Annotated in this window: 15 protein-coding genes and 1 other RNA gene; 14 read left to right on the forward strand and 2 right to left on the reverse strand. The window is 26.1% G+C overall.

Annotated features, from left to right (window positions below; genetic code table 4):
• Positions 1-14 precede the first annotated feature (14 nt).
• The 3 genes from rnr (at position 15) to AAHM99_RS04215 (ending at position 2,863) form a co-directional block, all read left to right on the forward strand.
• Entirely contained in the window at positions 15-2,111 is a 2,097-nt protein-coding gene (gene rnr / locus AAHM99_RS04205; RefSeq protein ID WP_342275451.1) for a ribonuclease R, read from the forward strand.
• Between the two features lie 14 nt (positions 2,112-2,125).
• Positions 2,126-2,566 (forward strand): SsrA-binding protein SmpB, encoded by a 441-nt coding sequence (gene smpB, locus AAHM99_RS04210; protein ID WP_342275452.1) that lies wholly within the window; start codon positions 2,126-2,128, stop codon positions 2,564-2,566.
• A gap of 81 nt (positions 2,567-2,647) precedes the next feature.
• On the forward strand, positions 2,648-2,863 hold the full coding sequence (locus AAHM99_RS04215; protein WP_342275453.1) for a hypothetical protein: 216 nt from the start codon (positions 2,648-2,650) through the stop codon (positions 2,861-2,863).
• Positions 2,864-2,995: 132 nt separating this feature from the next.
• On the opposite strand, the gene AAHM99_RS04220 is transcribed toward AAHM99_RS04215, so the two are convergent.
• Positions 2,996-3,451: a hypothetical protein gene (locus tag AAHM99_RS04220; RefSeq protein ID WP_342275454.1), complete on the reverse strand. Its 456-nt coding sequence runs from the start codon at positions 3,449-3,451 to the stop codon at positions 2,996-2,998.
• A gap of 110 nt (positions 3,452-3,561) precedes the next feature.
• Here AAHM99_RS04220 and ssrA point away from each other — a divergent pair.
• The 4 genes from ssrA (at position 3,562) to trmB (ending at position 8,081) form a co-directional block, all read left to right on the forward strand.
• Positions 3,562-3,973, forward strand: a transfer-messenger RNA (tmRNA) gene (gene ssrA, locus AAHM99_RS04225).
• A gap of 43 nt (positions 3,974-4,016) precedes the next feature.
• Entirely contained in the window at positions 4,017-5,963 is a 1,947-nt protein-coding gene (locus tag AAHM99_RS04230; RefSeq protein ID WP_342275455.1) for an EAL domain-containing protein, read from the forward strand.
• Between the two features lie 18 nt (positions 5,964-5,981).
• Complete coding sequence (gene mgtE / locus AAHM99_RS04235; RefSeq protein WP_342275456.1) at positions 5,982-7,421, forward strand: magnesium transporter; 1,440 nt, start codon at positions 5,982-5,984, stop codon at positions 7,419-7,421.
• Positions 7,422-7,430: 9 nt separating this feature from the next.
• Positions 7,431-8,081, forward strand: a complete 651-nt coding sequence (trmB, locus tag AAHM99_RS04240; protein ID WP_342275457.1) for a tRNA (guanosine(46)-N7)-methyltransferase TrmB — start codon at positions 7,431-7,433, stop codon at positions 8,079-8,081.
• Here the strand turns inward: trmB and AAHM99_RS04245 are convergent.
• Positions 8,078-8,632, reverse strand: a complete 555-nt coding sequence (locus tag AAHM99_RS04245) for a hypothetical protein (protein WP_342275458.1) — start codon at positions 8,630-8,632, stop codon at positions 8,078-8,080. The two genes, trmB and AAHM99_RS04245, sit on opposite strands and share 4 nt — an antisense overlap.
• A gap of 282 nt (positions 8,633-8,914) precedes the next feature.
• Between AAHM99_RS04245 and AAHM99_RS04250 the strand changes: the two genes are divergently transcribed.
• The 7 genes from AAHM99_RS04250 (at position 8,915) to AAHM99_RS04280 (ending at position 17,291) form a co-directional block, all read left to right on the forward strand.
• The gene (locus tag AAHM99_RS04250) at positions 8,915-10,291 is read left to right on the forward strand and encodes a type 1 periplasmic-binding domain-containing protein (RefSeq protein ID WP_342275459.1); all 1,377 of its coding nucleotides are present in this window, start codon (positions 8,915-8,917) and stop codon (positions 10,289-10,291) included.
• The gene (locus AAHM99_RS04255) at positions 10,292-11,839 is read left to right on the forward strand and encodes an ABC transporter ATP-binding protein (RefSeq protein ID WP_342275460.1); all 1,548 of its coding nucleotides are present in this window, start codon (positions 10,292-10,294) and stop codon (positions 11,837-11,839) included.
• A complete protein-coding gene (locus tag AAHM99_RS04260) occupies positions 11,832-13,535 on the forward strand; it encodes an ABC transporter permease (RefSeq protein ID WP_342275461.1) in 1,704 nt (567 codons plus the stop codon). The genes AAHM99_RS04255 and AAHM99_RS04260 overlap by 8 nt, the downstream gene beginning before the upstream one ends.
• Positions 13,519-14,460 carry an ABC transporter permease gene (locus tag AAHM99_RS04265; protein WP_342275462.1) on the forward strand — a complete coding sequence of 314 codons (942 nt, stop codon included), beginning with the start codon at positions 13,519-13,521 and terminating at the stop codon, positions 14,458-14,460. Before AAHM99_RS04260 ends, AAHM99_RS04265 begins: the two co-directional genes overlap by 17 nt.
• Before the next feature lie 82 nt (positions 14,461-14,542).
• A complete protein-coding gene (deoD, locus tag AAHM99_RS04270; RefSeq protein WP_425288808.1) occupies positions 14,543-15,253 on the forward strand; it encodes a purine-nucleoside phosphorylase in 711 nt (236 codons plus the stop codon).
• 292 nt (positions 15,254-15,545) lie between these two features.
• On the forward strand, positions 15,546-16,502 hold the full coding sequence (gene tsaD, locus AAHM99_RS04275) for a tRNA (adenosine(37)-N6)-threonylcarbamoyltransferase complex transferase subunit TsaD (RefSeq protein WP_342275464.1): 957 nt from the start codon (positions 15,546-15,548) through the stop codon (positions 16,500-16,502).
• Positions 16,503-16,511: 9 nt separating this feature from the next.
• Positions 16,512-17,291, forward strand: a complete 780-nt coding sequence (locus AAHM99_RS04280) for a MurR/RpiR family transcriptional regulator (RefSeq protein WP_342275465.1) — start codon at positions 16,512-16,514, stop codon at positions 17,289-17,291.

The following is a 17,291-nucleotide window of genomic DNA, read 5'->3' on the forward strand; positions in this document are numbered from 1 at the left end:
TAGAAAGAGAATTTATGAAAAATATAATATTGGAGCGGTTAAAGAAAAAAGATAGACTGCATTTAAATGATTTAACTAATAATATTAATGGAAAATATGAAAGTATTACAGATGCTTTAAGATTACTTCAAGAAGAGCATTTAATTGGTTGGACTAAAGAAAATGTTATTTATTTTGTGGGAGAAAAATATAGAATTGGGTCAATAAAAATAAATGATAAAGGGTTTGGATTTATAAAAGAATTAAACAGTGAAGATGATGATTTCTTTGTTCCTCCAAATGCACTTAATGGTTCTATTTCATCTGATGAAGTTATTTTTACTGTTCAAAAAGAAAATGATGATAGACTTAAAGCAAATGTAGAAGACATTGTTTTAAGAACTAAAACATCATTAATTGGAGAAATGAGAAAAAGTAGTTGTGGTAGGTTTATAGACTTTATTCCCAATGAACCGGGATTTAAGAATTATAGAATTGTATTAGTTAATTTGAAAGATTTTAAATTAAAAGAAGATTTAATTGTAAAAGTTAAAATATTAGATGTAAGAGATAGAAAACTATTTACAAGAATTCAAAAAATTATTGGAGATGCAAATAAGGCAATAGATAGAATTATTTCAATAGCCTATGAATTTGATATTAAACCAGAATTTAATAAGTTAACATTAGATAATGCAATTGAGGTTGCAAAACCAATTGATTATAAAGATGAAAAAATTAAAAGAAGACTTTCAAATTCTTTAATTAATAAAAATTTAGTAACAATTGATGGTGCAGATTCCAAAGATTTAGATGATGCAATTTATGTTGAAAAAACAAATAATGGATATAAACTTATTGTAGCTATTGCAGATGTAAGTTATTATGTAACTCCATTTTCACCTTTAGATAATACAGCTTTATTTAGAGGTAATTCTGTTTATTTAGCAAACAAAGTAATACCAATGCTGCCTGAAAAATTATCTAATGGAGTTTGTAGTTTAAATCCCAATGAAGAAAAACTTTGTATGGTAGCAGAAATGGATTTTGATCTAAAGGGAAATGTTATAAATAAAAAAGTTTATGAATCAATTATGATATCAAAAGCACGTTTAACTTATAAACAAGTTAATGAACTTTATTCTCAAAAAAATGTAGATATTAAAGAAGAAATTATAGATATGCTAATGACAGCAAAAGAACTTCATGAAATAATTGATGTGGAGAGATCAAATAGAGGAGCAATTGAATTTGATATTGCAGAACCAAAGATAATATTAGATAAGGATTCTAATGTAATTGAAATTGCAAAACGTGGAAGAGGTATTAGTGAAAAACTAATTGAGAACTTCATGGTAAGTGCAAATGAATGTGTAGCAAGTGTTATTTTTGAAAAGAAATTGCCCTTTATTTATAGAAATCATGATGTTCCAAAAGAAGAAAATCTTATTGAATGGCATTCAATATTAAGAGCTTTAGGAGTAAATGTAAAATTAAATGAGTTGGATAAAATAAATCCCAAAATGATTAAACATGCCTTAACTCAAATTGAAAGTCAAATAACAGATTCTACTGAAAGAGATGTTATTAATGTTACTTTATTAAAGTTTATGGAAAAAGCTGCATATGAATTGGAAAATATAGGTCACTTTGGATTAGCAAGTAATTGCTATACACATTTTACAAGTCCAATTAGAAGGTATAGTGATTTAATTGTTCATAGATTTTTAAAGCAGTACTTAATTAGTAAGGATTTAAGAGATCTAAAGTTAGAGCAAAATAAAAATTTTGTTTTAAAAGCTTGTGGAATTATTAATGATACTGAAAAACAAGCAGTTTCAGCCGAAAGAGAAGTTAATAAAGTATGTATGGCTGAATATATGCAATCTAAAATTGGTCAAGAGTACGAGGGAATAGTTGCTGCAGTCTTGAAGTTTGGTATTTTTGTGCAACTAGAAAATTGTGTAGAAGGATTAATTCATATCTCAGAACTTCCTGATTTTACTTTTGAAGAAAAGACAAATATTATGGTAAATAAACAAAACAAAATCTTTAGACTAGGTCAAAAAATAAAAATAAAAGTAAAAAATGCAGATGTTAAAAAAAGAATTATAGACTTTGTGCTTGTTTAACGGTGGTGATAAATATGGGTGAGCATGTATTATTAAAAAATAAAAAAGCATATTTTAGTTATGAGATATTAGATACTTGAGAAGTGGGAATAGTTTTAACTGGTCCAGAAATTAAATCAATTAGAAATAAAGATGTTTCTATTGAGGAATCATTTATTCTTATTAGAAAAGGTCAAGTTGAAATTTTAAATATGAATATAAAAAACTATGAATTTGCAAATCACATTAAGCAAGATCCGTCTAGAAATAGAGTTTTGCTTATGCGCAAAAGTGAAATAAAAAAGATTATAAAAAGAGTTCAATTAGAGAACCTTACTCTAATTCCTTTAAAATTATATTTAAAAGATAACTTGGCAAAATTGCAGATAGCTTTAGGTAAGGGAAAAAGAGAAATTGATAAAAGAGAAACAATTAAAAAAAGAGATATTGAAAGAAGATTAAGTAAAATAAAATAAAATTTATTTTGTGAAAATAAAATATTTTATTAACTTTTAATAAGTGCTATAATCTCATTGTTATAAAAAGGAGAAAAAAAGATGAGACAAGCAGCATATATTTGTTCAATTATAAGTACAGTATTAGCATCATTTTTATTAATACCATTAATTTGAATGATTCCAATGACAATAGCTACTAAAAAAACTATTGGTGATAACCAACCACATATCGCTTTAGGAATTTGTAGTATATTCTTTATGGGACTGTTAGGATTGGTATCTGGTATATTAATTTTAATTCCTGAAGAACAATAGTTTATTAAATCTTATATTAATTTATAAGATTTTTTTTATTTATATATAAAAAAAATCTCCTTATATAAATTTTGATTTTTAGTCTTATTTATATTTAGAGAATTATATTTAATCTTCAAATTTTAATCAGTTTTAAATATCTTTATTTTCTTCTGTTAAAATTGTATGATTTTCTTCAGTTACATTATTTTTTTGTTCTTTTTTGTATTTGTTATATTCAACACAAATCATAATACCACTTGCAAGCATTAAACCAGCGGGTACTAAATTTAAAAAACCATAGTTACTTGTAAATAATGAAAGTAGTGATAAACCTGCTACAACTATTTCCATTATTCCTGCTGTAAATACTCTTTTTTTGTTCTTTGATTTTAAAAATACTAAAATTATAATGTATAAAATCAGTGAAATTGATAATGGAACAATTAGAAATATAATTGAAACTATATAAAATGCTGATTCTATTTCTTGTTGTACTAATGAAGCAGTACCTAATATTGCAATACTTGCTAATACTGTTACTAGTACGCTAAAAACTATTGATATTATAGTTCCTGCTATACCTAAACCTTTTGATGTTTTAGTCATATTTTTTTCCTCCTATTAAATAATAGTTGATTTTTAGAATAAAACAACTTATTTATAGAAAATTTAATAGCACTAAAATTTGTATGAATAATGTTTTATAATATAACTATGGGGGTGTCACGGTTTCGACAGGATATGGCCGACTCATAACTGCAGTGGTTTGGTAGACCTTAATACTACTAGGTTTGATAAAATGCAAACGAAGAAAAAAATGAATTTGAAATGCCAGCATTTATGATCAATAATGCATCAGCTGGAGTTGCTTTAGCAGCTTAATAAACTTTTAAAGTTTATAGTATTTCAACGTTATGAAGTGTGTTTGTGCTTCATTGATTAACGTATTACCTAGCACAATAGAACAAATGATTCTAATAATAAATTTGTTTGAAAATAATTATTAGCGCTAGAAATTTAAATCTTGTTGACTCTGTTGGTTTTTAGTGTAAGTTAGAGACAACTAAACTGTAGACGTTATGGGTTGGAGTATTTTGGACGCGGGTTCGATTCCCGCCATCTCCACCATTTTTTTATGCTTAATTGTTTTGTAAGAAAGGAATGTAATTTTATGGATATTATAAGTGTTTTAATTACATGTCTCTCTTATACAGCAATTATTGCTTTTTGTTATACTTTAGTTTGAGGTTTAACAAGACATCTATTTAAGAAAATAGAAATATATTATGAAATACTTTTAGGTTTTATTTTAGGTTTTGTTTCAACATTTTCTCTTATTATAATTTCAATTCTTGGAATTAACACGGGTAATTTAGGAATAACAATTTTGCTACCAACTTTCTTATATTGAGTTGCTATAGTTTTTATTTCACCATTTAGTGGTATTGGAATTTTAACTTGTAACATTTTAAACCTAGCTGTTTTTTCTTCACTTTTTAGTGATTACTTTGGGAAACCTACTGGGGCTTGGAATATAACAATGTTAACGTTGGCTTACATAATTCCTGTTATAAATTACTTAATATCAAGATTTTGAATTAAAGTTTCAAATTGGTCAAATTGGTCAATAACAACAATTAGTATACTTATAGTTGGTTTAATTTGAGCTTTAGCTACAATTAAAAATTCACTTGCGCTTGATAATTTAACAAACTTACTTTTTTGATTGGGAAGTGGTTATTTGGCTTATGCATATATTGCTGTTATAAATCAAATATACTTGCATGCTTTAAAACTTCAAAATATTGTAGTATATGATAATACTTATTATTTGAACTTTACATCAGCCCATCAACAAATTTCAAATAAGATTCAAGAACATAAATATAAGTATGGATTATATGTAACATATTTTATTTCAAATTTTGAAAAGTTTGAAGCAAAAGTAAATGGAAGTATAAGAGAGGAAGTTGTAAATTCAATTTCAGAGGAAAGTTATACTTTATTGCAACAGCAATTTCCTAATGCAATATTCTTTAAACCAAATTATAAAACATTTGCAACATTTATTCCATTTGAAATTAAACATGAATTTAATGAAAAAAATAATTTGGAGTTAAAAAAAATTAAAGAGATTTTTTCTAAGGTCAACACCTCATTTATAATTTCCAATTATAAGATTAGTGTAAAATTAAAATCAATTTGTTCCTTCTATGGACTACATTCAAATAATTTAGATACTTTATTAGAATATAATTTACATGTTGAAAAAGATTTGTTACTTAAATATCAAGATGAAAATATAGTTGTTAATCCGATGGAAATAATAAAAGAGAAAAACCAAAATAAGAAAATGTTGTCTCTGAATGAAATTGCAAATTTAAATCAGTTTGTAACTCTATTTGAACCAATTTATTCGACTGATAAAAATGACTTTGAGTATTATTTTCTAAACGGTCTTATAGGTGGTATGGATATAAATGCAGATGAATTTTCTCAAAAAAGCCAATTGATAATGGATATGGGTTTATCATCTTTATTTTTGAGATACATCTCACTTCATTCATTAAAAAAAATGGCTAAGCAAAATGATAAAATAAAGAATAAGAAATTTTTTACAAATTATGACAGTGATTATTTATCTGATAAGGATTTTGATTCAGACGAGTTTATTTTAAAATTAAAAAATCTTAAAATAAACTTATTTAAATTAGTGCTTAATTTTGATATAAATAAAGAAGTAGATGATAAAAAAGAGTTAGAGAAAAATATTGAAAGACTTAAAAAACAAGGGATCCAAATATCAATAAGTAATTTTGGTTCTCTTAAAACAGACTTTACTCTATTAAATTCTTATAAACCTGATTTTATTGTTCTAGAAAATGAAATATCAAAAAAAATAAATTTTGTAAAGGAAAACGAAAATATAGTAATTGAAAGTTTAAAAATAGCAAAAAAATTAGAGGCAAAATTAGTAGCGTCATCAGTAAATAGTTATTTGATTTATAAACATCTTAAACAATTAGGAGTTAAATTATTTACTGGTGAATTAATTGGAAGTTCAATAGAACCAAGAGAAAATATATCAGATGAGTTAAAATATTTATTAAATAAATAAGAAATAAGAGGGAATAATATGTTGGAAAGAGAAGAACAGTTAAAGACGTTAAGTGAAGAAATTGAAAAAGCGATTCAAGCAAATGATATTAAAGAGTTAAGAAAATTAGAGGAAAATCATTATCCACAAGATATTGCTGAGGCTCTTGAAAAATTAGATGAGAAAATAATAATTGTTGCATTAAGATTATTCACAAATGATACAAGTAGTGAAATTTTTCCTCATCTTGATACAGATATTCAAGAAGAAATAATTAACAAAATGTCTTCAAAACAAGTTAGTCAGTTATTCTCAGAATTATATACAGATGATATTGTAGATATATTAGAGGAGATGCCTTCAAATATTGTAAAGAAGATTCTAAGGGCTTCAACTCCAGAAGCTAGGGCTCAAATAAATAGTATTTTAAAATATAACGATGATACTGCTGGAAGTATCATGAGCGTTGATTATACTAGATTTAAAATTAATTGAACTGTTACAGAAGCAATTGAAAAAATCAGAGAAAGAGATGAAGAGTCAGAAGATCATAATACATTTTATGTAGTTGATGATTTAAATAATTTAAAGGGTATCGTTGAATTAAAGGACTTAGTTTTTTCAAAAGGTGAATCACTATTATCTGAAGTAATGGATGAAAGAGTTATATTTGCTCATACAAAAGATGATCAAGAAAGCGTTATAGAATTATTTAAAAAATATGATATTACAACTCTTCCAGTTATTAATGTTCAACAGAAACTTGTAGGAATTGTTACTGTAGATGATGTTTTAGATGTGATTGAAGAAGAAGTAACTGAAGATATCCATAAAATGGCTGGTATAAGTCCAACAGATGATGAATATTTTAAAACAAGTATTTGAAAAATGGTTAAATCTAGAAGTGTTTGATTGTTACTGTTAATGATTTCTGCTACGTTTTCACAAATTATAATCTCAGTTTTTATAAAAATTTATCACTCCAAAAGTGAAGCTAATATTTCAGACCCAAGTTACATTATTATGATGTTATTAACTCCTTTGCTAACTGTAATCTCTGGAACTACAGGTAATGCTGGAAGTCAATCCTCAACGATGATTGTAAGGGCATTATCCTTAAAAGAGGTTGAAACAAAAGATTATGCAAGAGTAATGTGGAAAGAATTTAGAGTAGCTATCATTACAGGTATAATACTAGTTTCAGTAAATTTTATAAGAATGGTTATTATTTATTCAATTGAGTTTAAAGGTGATTTAAAAGATCCTAGAATATGATATACAATTGCTACACTTTCAATTGCTATGTATCTATCATTAATAATGGCAAAATTAATTGGAGGAACTCTTCCAATAATTGCTAAAAAACTTAAATTAGATCCTGCACTTATGGCAGCTCCATTATTGACAACTTTGGTAGATGCTCTATCAACTGCATTATTTTTCTCAGTAGGTTTAATTTTCTTTGCAAGTTATATTTAAGGAATTTATATGAGATTAAGAAATAAAAATTGAACAAAAGATTTTATTGAAGAAAACTTAAAGTTCTTAATAACTACAGAAGAAAAAATTAACCCAACAAAATTCTTTCTAAAAAAACAAGATACTTTTTTAGAAATAGGTTGTGGAAAAGGCCAATTTGCCATTAATCAAGCAATTCAAAATTCTAATAAAAATTTTATTGCTATGGAAAAAGAAAGTACTGTAATAGGAGTTGCCTTAAAAAAGGCACTTAATAAAGAAAATTTTGATCTAAATAATTTACTATTTTTAAATAAGTTTGCTGAAAACTTATTGGATATTTTTGAAGAAAACTCTTTAAAAGGAATATTTCTAAATTTCTCAGATCCTTGACCAAAAGCAAAGCATTATAAAAAAAGATTAACTTATTTAACTTTCCTAGAAATTTATTGACAGTTATTAGAAAATAATGGGATTATTGAAATTAAAACAGATAATGATCAATTATATAATTTTAGTTTAGATCAGATTAAAGAATCTAAATTTAAAATTCTTTATAACACTAGTGATCTATACTCAAATAAAGATCTATTGAAAGATAATATAGCAACTGAATATGAGCAAAAATTTCATTCAATTGGTAAAAAAATTAATAAGATTATAATTAAAAAAGAGGTTTAGTTTTTTTCTATAACCTCTTTTTTTGGTGGATTTTTAATAAATTCTAAATAGGAATTTTTGAATTCTAAGTTTTGTGTAATTAGATATTTATTTATTTCGAAAAATAAATATAGATATATAAAATTTATAATAAAAAGAATAAAGTATACTCATCAAGCTTCAGCTGCTTTTTGAGTTCAACTTACTTTATCAATTATTGAGCCACTTGTTAATTCAATAAAGAAAGCTCCGATTGTAAAGATAGTTGTAAAGATAGTTACAAATCTGGTTTTTAAAATTCTAATATCTTTTTCATTTGTTTCTAAGTTTGTTACAACCTCTATATTGTAAAATAGAGATATGGAAATTTTATTTAAGTTTGTTAATAAACATACTAGATAAACTAATAAAAAGTTAAGATTGATTTGACAAAATAAAGATATTTTTTTTCGTAATTCTAAACTTTCTATACTTAGAATTACAATTGAAGAAATAACCATGAAAGATAATGTCAATGATGCAAATCATAGGATTGGCTTTCTTAAGTCTTTTTTAATTATTTTAAAGTCCATTTTTTTCACCTTGTTATATTATATTTTATTATTAATAAAATTTGAAAATAATATAAATAAAATTCTTATTTTAAAACTATTCATTCTATAATAAAAGTGTAAATTAAATAACAGCTTTTATAAGTCGACATAAAGGGTTGATGTTTCTACAATGTACCAATACATTACCTAAAAGCAAATAAATTAAAGGAATTTTTAATTTACATATATAAAGTCCTTTTTATCAAAAATAATAGCAATAATTAGTTTACACAAATAAATAAATATAGGAGAAAAAACGAAGTGAAAAAATTACTTTCAGGATTAATGGCTGGGGTTGTTGTTTGCTCATCAACTTCTAGTCTAGTTTCGTGTAGTAAATTATCTGCAATATCAGAAATATATTTAGTAACAGATGCAGGTAAAATCTCTGATAAATCTTTTAATGAATCAACTTTTAAAGCAGGAAATGAGTTTCTTCAAGAAGTTCTTCAAGAAAAAGATTTAAAAATATCTAAAATTGAACCAGAAAATAGTAGTTCAAAGGTAATGAAAAATCAATATAGAAATGCCAGAAATAATGGGGCAAAAACTATTTTATTACCTGGCTTTCACCATGCAATGCCTGGAGAAGGTGAAAATTATGCTCCAGAAGTAATGAGTGGTAAAGGATCAACTATTTTCCTAGATGGAGAAAGCTCTGCAACAAATGAAATTGCATTTAGCTTTAGAGGAGATATTTCTGGCTTTTATGCAGGAATGAGTGCTATAATTTGAGGTCTCCAACAAGGAGATAAGTACAAAGAAATCTCTCTTGGATCTTTTGGTGGAATATCAAATCCAAGAGCAGTAGATGCATTTATTGTTGGATATTTAGCTGCTATTGAGGTATTCAATGAACTAAAAAAAACTGATCAAGGTAAGGAAAAACTTAAGAAAGATTTTGATTTAAAGGAAGAAGATTTCACAAAAAAAGTCAAAATGACTCAAAGTCAATTTCCTAATTCTCCATCAGATGCTAGTTGATACTCGAATTCATTTCAACAAGGAGATGGACTAGTTGTATCAAGTACTTTGATACAAAATGGAGCAAACTTTATAATGCCAGTTGCAGGACCACAAACTATAGATGTAGTTGGTCTTTCAAAACAAAAAGATGGAGGAGAAACTGTAAAAGTGATTGGTGTAGATACTAATCAAGCAGAAGCTTTTCCTCAGAATAAAGGAATATTCTTAACAAGTGCTGAAAAGGATCTTCAAAATGCTACTATAGTTGGTTTAGCACATACACCATATTGATATAATGACGATGTTGTTGAAAAAACAGCAAAGTATTTAAAAGATAAAATTAATTTAACTGAAAAAAATGAACAGGGAGAATTTGTTACAGTTGCGCTTGATGATAAAAAAGCTTGAAGTAGTTCTCAATGAGAAGAAGGTAAAGTTGGAAGAACATTTTGAGTTGGTGGTAACATGTCAGCTGGGGGCAGAAATTTAGCTACACCAGAATTGAAAGAAAAAATACTTTTAATTTTTGAACCTGATGTATTAACAAAAGCATCAATAGAATTATTTGAAACAATTGATAATAACAGTTTTGAAAAATCATTAATTAATGAAAAAACAATTAAGGCTTATGCAGATAAAATTCTAAATATTACTTTAGGAGGCACTTTCTAAATGATTAATTATGCAATTGAAATGGAAGATATCTCAATGATTTTTAATAAAAAAGTTATTGCAAATGAAAATATTAATTTTAAAGTTGAAAAGGGAGAAATACATTGTTTAGTTGGTGAAAATGGTGCTGGTAAATCAACACTAATGTCAATTCTGTTTGGGATATACCAACCTACAAAGGGCACTATAAAAATAAATGGTAAAGAAGAAATAATTACTTCTCCAATAAAGGCTACAAAATTAGGAATAGGAATGGTTCATCAGCATTTTAAAATGATTGATATTTTACCTGTTTGAAAAAATATAGCTTTAGGTGCTGAAGATGTAATAGGTTGAGAATTTATTAATAAAAAAACAGTTATTCAAAAAACAGTGGAATTAATGCATAAGTATAATTTGGAAGTAGATTTAAATAAAAAAGTTCAAAATATATCTGTAGGAATGAAACAAAGAGTTGAAATATTAAAAATTCTATATCGAGATGCAGATATTCTTGTTTTTGATGAACCTACTGCTGTGTTAACTCCAGCAGAGATTGATGGATTATTAGATGTTATGTTAGAGTTTAAAAAAATGGGTAAAACAATTATCTTTATAACTCATAAGTTTGCTGAAATAGAAAAAGTTGCTGATAAAGCAACTGTTATAAGAAAAGGAAAATATGTTGGTACTTATGATGTTAAAAAAATAGGTATCAAAGATATTTCAAAAGCAATGGTTGGAAGATCACTTGTTGAAGTTAAAAATAATTCTACTTCTAAAACAGGTGAGGCTGTAATTAAATTTGAAAATATCAATGTAAAAAAACATAGTAATAATAAAGTTATTGGTTTGAAAAATTTTAATCTAGAATTAAAAGAGGGTGAAGTAGTTGCCATTGCTGGAGTTGAAGGCAATGGACAAAACGAAATTGCTGAAGTACTTAGTGGTTTAACAAAACCAGTAAGTGGAAAAATATTTTATAGAGGTGAAGATATTACAAAGTCTTCAGTTTCAAAAAGATATTTAAAAAATAAAATGAGTTTTATTCCAGAAGATAGACATGAGCATGGTTTAGTCTTAGATGCAAATATTATAAATAACACAACCTTACAAGATATTTCAACAAGTAAGTATAGTAAATGGGGATTTGTAAATTTTGCAAAAGTACAAAATCATACTCAAAAAATAATAAAAGACTATGATGTAAGAAACTCAGACTCTGGTTTTAGAGTTGTAAGAGATCTATCTGGAGGTAATCAACAAAAAGTTATTATAGGTAGAGAACTGTCAAGGGAAAATGATTTCATAATTATTTTTCAACCTACAAGAGGATTAGATGTTGGTTCAATTGAATTTATACATCAACAAATATTAAAAGCAAAAGAGGATAGAAAAGCAATATTGTTAATTTCATATGAACTTTCAGAAGTAATGCAATTGGCAGATCAGATTGTTGTTCTTAACTCTGGAAATATTATTGGTAAGTTAAGTAAAAAAGAAGCGACTAAAGAAAAAATTGGTCAATTAATGACTTCTAATGTGGAAGGAGTTAGTGTAAATGTTTAAAATTAAACTATGAACTATGAAAGTAAAAACAGAAGCTTTTGTTAAATCGCCAGGATTTACAGAAAAATTGGGGTTTGTTAAGTCTTCAGTTATATCAATTTTACTTGGTCTTTTTGTAGGTATATTATTTATATTTACTAATGGTGAAAATGGTTTTGCTTTTTTAGGAACAGCTTTTGTAAGAGCATTATCAACAAATATTGAAAGAACATTAGTTTACTTTGGAGTATATATACTAATTGGATTAGGATTAGCTCTCGGATTTAAATTAAAAATATTTAATATGGGTGGATCAGGACAAATCCTATCAGGGTTATTAATGTCATATATAATAATGAATTCAATTGGTAATGATACAAAAAATGCTTTCTTAATTTTTATAATGTTTATAATTTCAGGAATGTTAATATCTGTAATTTGTGGGGCCATGAAAGTTTATTTAAATGTACATGAGGTTGCCTCTTCAATATTACTTAATTGAATATTTTGATACTTATTAAAATGATATATGACAGTATCAGGAACACCTGCAGCGTCGCCTTCATTAAATGAATCAATGGCTATGCTTGGTAATTCACTGTGAGCATTATGTGTGATGTTAGCATTAATATCTGTTATTGTAGTGTACATTGTCTTTACATTTACAACAACAGGTTATAAAGTTAAAGTAATTGGTAACTCACCAACTGCTGCAAAATATGCTGGTATTAAAAGTGAATATTACATCTTAATGGTTATGGCTATTCAAGGAGCTCTAATAAGTATGGCTGGGTTCTTCTATTATTTCTTAATTCAAGGTAGTATAACTTTTAATAAGGATTTAGTTCCTCAACTTGGTTTTGATGGTATCCCAATTGCTTTGGTTGCCTTTAACAATATTTTAGGTATTGTACCAATTGCATTATTTTGAGCAATTGTTAAAGAGGGAGCTGCAGTTGCGATAACAACACCAGGATTCAACAATTTACAACCAGAGGTGGCAGATTTAATTTTTGGTATTATAATTTATTGTTCAACACTTTATATCATATTTATTAAACTAAATTTATGAACAAAAATAAAAGAGAAATTGTATCTTGAAAAAGATATAGTTACAAAAAATCAAATAGCAGTTTATAAACTGGAAATTAAAAATATAAAAAAATTAATTAAGGAAATTCCAAATTTGGAAGAATTGGCTAATATTAAAAAAGAAATTAATAATGTCTCAAAAGCAGATAAACAAAAACTTTCAGAGCTTTCATATCAATATAATGAATTAAAAACTTTTTATAATAGAAAATATCTAAAAAATATTTCTGTTTTAAAAGAGTCAATTAATGATGCAATTCAAAATGGATATAAAAATTATGAATTAAATTCAATTAAGGGTTTAAATATTAATTTTCATAATAAAAAAACAAAAAGACAATTTATAACTCTTGATATAATAATTGCAAAAATAAGTCATTATGATAAAAAAGAAAAAGCAAATATCTCAAAAGAGTGTACAGAGCTTATTGAGAATACAAAACAAGATATAAAAATATTAAAGGAAAGTTATCTTGCTTCAAAATTAGAAGCAAAAGCCTTCATAAAAGATTTAAAAATTAAATATAAAGAAAACTTGAAAGAAAATCAGGATACTGAAAAAATAAAAATAGAATATTTTGAAAGATTAGTGGAGGTGAAAAATAAATATGACAGACTTCATTAGTGCATTGTTTAGTGATACATCTACTTTCTTTGCAATATTTATGTTAGCAGCTATTGCTGGGATGTTTTCTGAAAGATCTGGAGTTGTAAATCTTGGAATTGAAGGATTTATGACAATGGGAGCTTTAGGATATAGTATTTTTGGATATGTAGCTCATTCATCAGGTGCTGAAATAAGTCAATGATGACAATTAGTTGGATTACTTATTGGAGCTATGATGGGAGGACTATTATCATTACTTCATGCTTTTACAGCAATAAAATTAAAAGGAGATCAAATAATATCAGGTACTGCAATAAATATCTTGGCTCAAGGAATTGCATTAGTTCTTGCAACTTCAACATTAACAGGGCCAGAAAACTATATTGCAACTAATTTTATGGTAATTGGGATTGGATCAGGAATTAACATAATAATTACGCTATATCTTGTCATAGCTATAATTATTTCCCTTATTATTGGATTCTATTTTACATTTACAAAAACAGGTACAAGACATATAGCGGCAGGTGAAAATCCGCATGCACTAGATTCAGCTGGAATATCAGTTACAAAATACAGAATAGTTTGTATACTAATTTCAGGAATGCTTGCTGGATTAGCAGGTGCTATATTCGTTGTATCAAGACTATTAGGTAGTTTTGCAGGGTCAGTACAAGGGTATGGATACATATCACTTGCTATTATGATTCTAGGACAATGAAGAATTAGTATGATAGCATTATTCTCATTTGTATTCTCTTTAATGTTTGCCTTTGGTACAAGACTTCCAGTAATTGAAAATGCTGGAGATTGAATGAAAACAAATGGTTCATTATTCAGAATATTACCATTTGTAATGTCATTAGTAATTATGATGATTTTTGCAAGAAAATCAAAACCACCAAAAGCAAATGGAATACCATTTGATAAAACGCAAAGATAAATTAATAAAAAAAAATTTCTATGGAAATTTTTTTTTATTTGGTTAAAATAACCTTGGTAAAAGGAGGAATATTAAATTGAATATACCAACACCACATATTAATGCTAAGAAAGAAGACATAGCAAAAATTGTATTAATGCCAGGAGATCCATTAAGAGCAAAAAAAATAGCAGAAACATATTTAGAAAATGTAAAACTTGTAAATGAAGTTAGAAATATGTTTATGTATACAGGAACTTACAAAGGTGTAAAAATAACTGTTGCTGGAAGTGGGATGGGTTGCCCAAGTATTGGAATTTACTCATATGAACTTTTCAAATTTTATGATGTTGATTACATAATAAGAGTTGGAAGTGCAGGAAGTTATAAAGAAGAAATTAAAGTTTATGATATTTTTAATGTTAAAGAATCATTTGGGGAAAATAACTATGCAAAAATTGCTGCTAATATTGATTCAAATATAATTGAGGCTGGTAAAGTATTATTTGAAAAAATAGAGGAAGTTGCAAAGAAAAAAAATATTAAAATTCATAGTGGAAGATGTCACTCATCTGATGTTTTTTATAGATATGAAAATATATTAGATTTTGCAAAAGCTAATAATTTAGCTCTTGTTGAGATGGAAACTTTTGCATTATTTGCAAATGCAAAACTTACAAATAAACAAGCTGCTTGTTTATTAACTGTTTCAGATAGCTTAGTTACTAAGGAAGTAACAACAGCTGAAGAAAGACAAAATAATTTTATGGGAATGATAGAATTAGCACTAGAGACATCTATAGATTTAAAATAATAGAAAAATAAAACATATTTTTAAAATCAAAATAAATAATTCTGCACCCCGAAAAGATGCAGAATTTTTTATTTTATTTCTTAAATGATTTTTAATAAATAAAAGATATCTTCAACTTTGAAAAATAATAATTTAAGAGTTAAATTATTATAGAAACATGCGATAAAATGAATATTTTGTTTAATAACTTAATATTGGTGTATTTTTGCATTTTGGAGAAATATTCTATTAAATCTTTTACTAGACATTAAAATATAGTAAAATAAAATTAACTTTAAAAGGGAGGATTTAAATGAGAATTTTGGCTATTGAGTCAAGTTGCGATGAATTTAGTATTTCAATTATGGATAATGGAAAAATTTTGTCTAACGTAATTTCAAGTCAAATAAAGGAACACTCTGAATTTGGAGGAGTCATTCCTGAATTAGCTTCAAGATTACATGTGGAGAATTTCCATTGGGTATTATTAGAGTCACTTCAACAAAGTAATTCTCAGTTAGAAGATATAGATTATATTTCTTATACATCAAATCCAGGACTTATTGGAAGTCTAATTATAGGGAAATTAGTTGCACAAACTATTGCGATGTATTTAAAAAAACCGTTAATGGACATGAACCACATACAGGGTCATATATATGGAGCAAATATTGAACAAAAATTTCAATATCCAGTATTAGCTTTAGTGGTTAGCGGGGGTCATACTCAAATTCAATTTTTAAAAGAGCCACTGAGTTTTGAATTAATAGGTACAACTCAAGATGATGCTGTTGGAGAATGTTATGATAAAGTAGCAAGAGTTTTAGGATTTAATTATCCAGGCGGTCCAAAAATAGATAAATTAGCACAAAAAGGTAATGATAAAAAATATAAATTGCCTATTACTAAAAATGATGATAGTTATGATTTTTCATTCTCAGGATTAAAAACAGCTAGTCTTAATTTAATCAATAAGCTAAATCAAAATAATGAAAAAATTATAATAGAAGACTTTTGTGCAAGTTTTCAAAAAACAGCAATTGAAAGTTTAATGTTAAAATTTGAAAAGGCCATTGGGGAGTTTAAACCCAATACAATAACTGTTGTTGGAGGAGTTAGTGCAAATCAAAGTATTAGAGATATTTTTTATAAAGTAGGAAAAAAATATAATATAAAAAATGTAAATATTCCAAATTTAAAGTATTGTACAGATAATGCAGCTATGATAGCTGAGCTGACAAATGAATATTTAATTAAAGATAAAAAGTAGGAGAGATTTATGAGATCATTTTTAAGCAAATTAACAACAATTGATGATAAAGATTTAACAATAAAGGAAAAGAAAATTGTTGACTATATTAGAGATCACTTAAAAGAAATTGTTGATACAAATATGAAAATTGAAAGAATGGCACAAGAAGCCGGAACTGGTTACAGCGCAATTTATGGATTATTAAAAAAATTAAACATTAAAGGGTTTAGAGATTTTGCTATTTCTCTTGCAAATGATGCAGAGAATCAAGAAATTAATATAGCAAAAAATGATGAAAATGTTGTTTCAGGTTATATAAATATAATTAAACAAAATTATGCATTAATAGAAAAAAAATCAATATTTGATACTTTAAATATTATCAAATCTTCAAAAAAAATATTTTTTTGTTATTGAGAAAATTTACTTTCAGGCCCAGCACATGAGCTTTCAAACTTTTTTTACAAAAGTGGATTTAATGTTTATTTATTAGATAGTGATCAAGAAACAATAAAAGATAGAATTAAAACTTCAAAAGAAGAGGATATTTTCATTTTCTTTACTAGATATGGTAATTCTTCAAGATTAGACAAAGCAATAACAGAATTAGGAGAAATGAAGAGAAAAATAATATATATCTCGGGAAAAGTTGCTTCAAGTGATATTACAAAATATTTAAATTCAATTCATACTTTAATAGTAGATAATCCTGATAAGAGTATTTATAAAGGACATATATCAAGTTCTGTACCATTTAATTATTTTAATGACTTATTAATTTATCATTTTTTAAATTCAGATAATTAA

It is taken from the genome of Spiroplasma endosymbiont of Cantharis lateralis (genome assembly GCF_964030855.1).
In the GTDB taxonomy this organism is placed as follows: Bacteria; Bacillota_I; Bacilli_A; order Mycoplasmatales; family Mycoplasmataceae; genus Spiroplasma_A.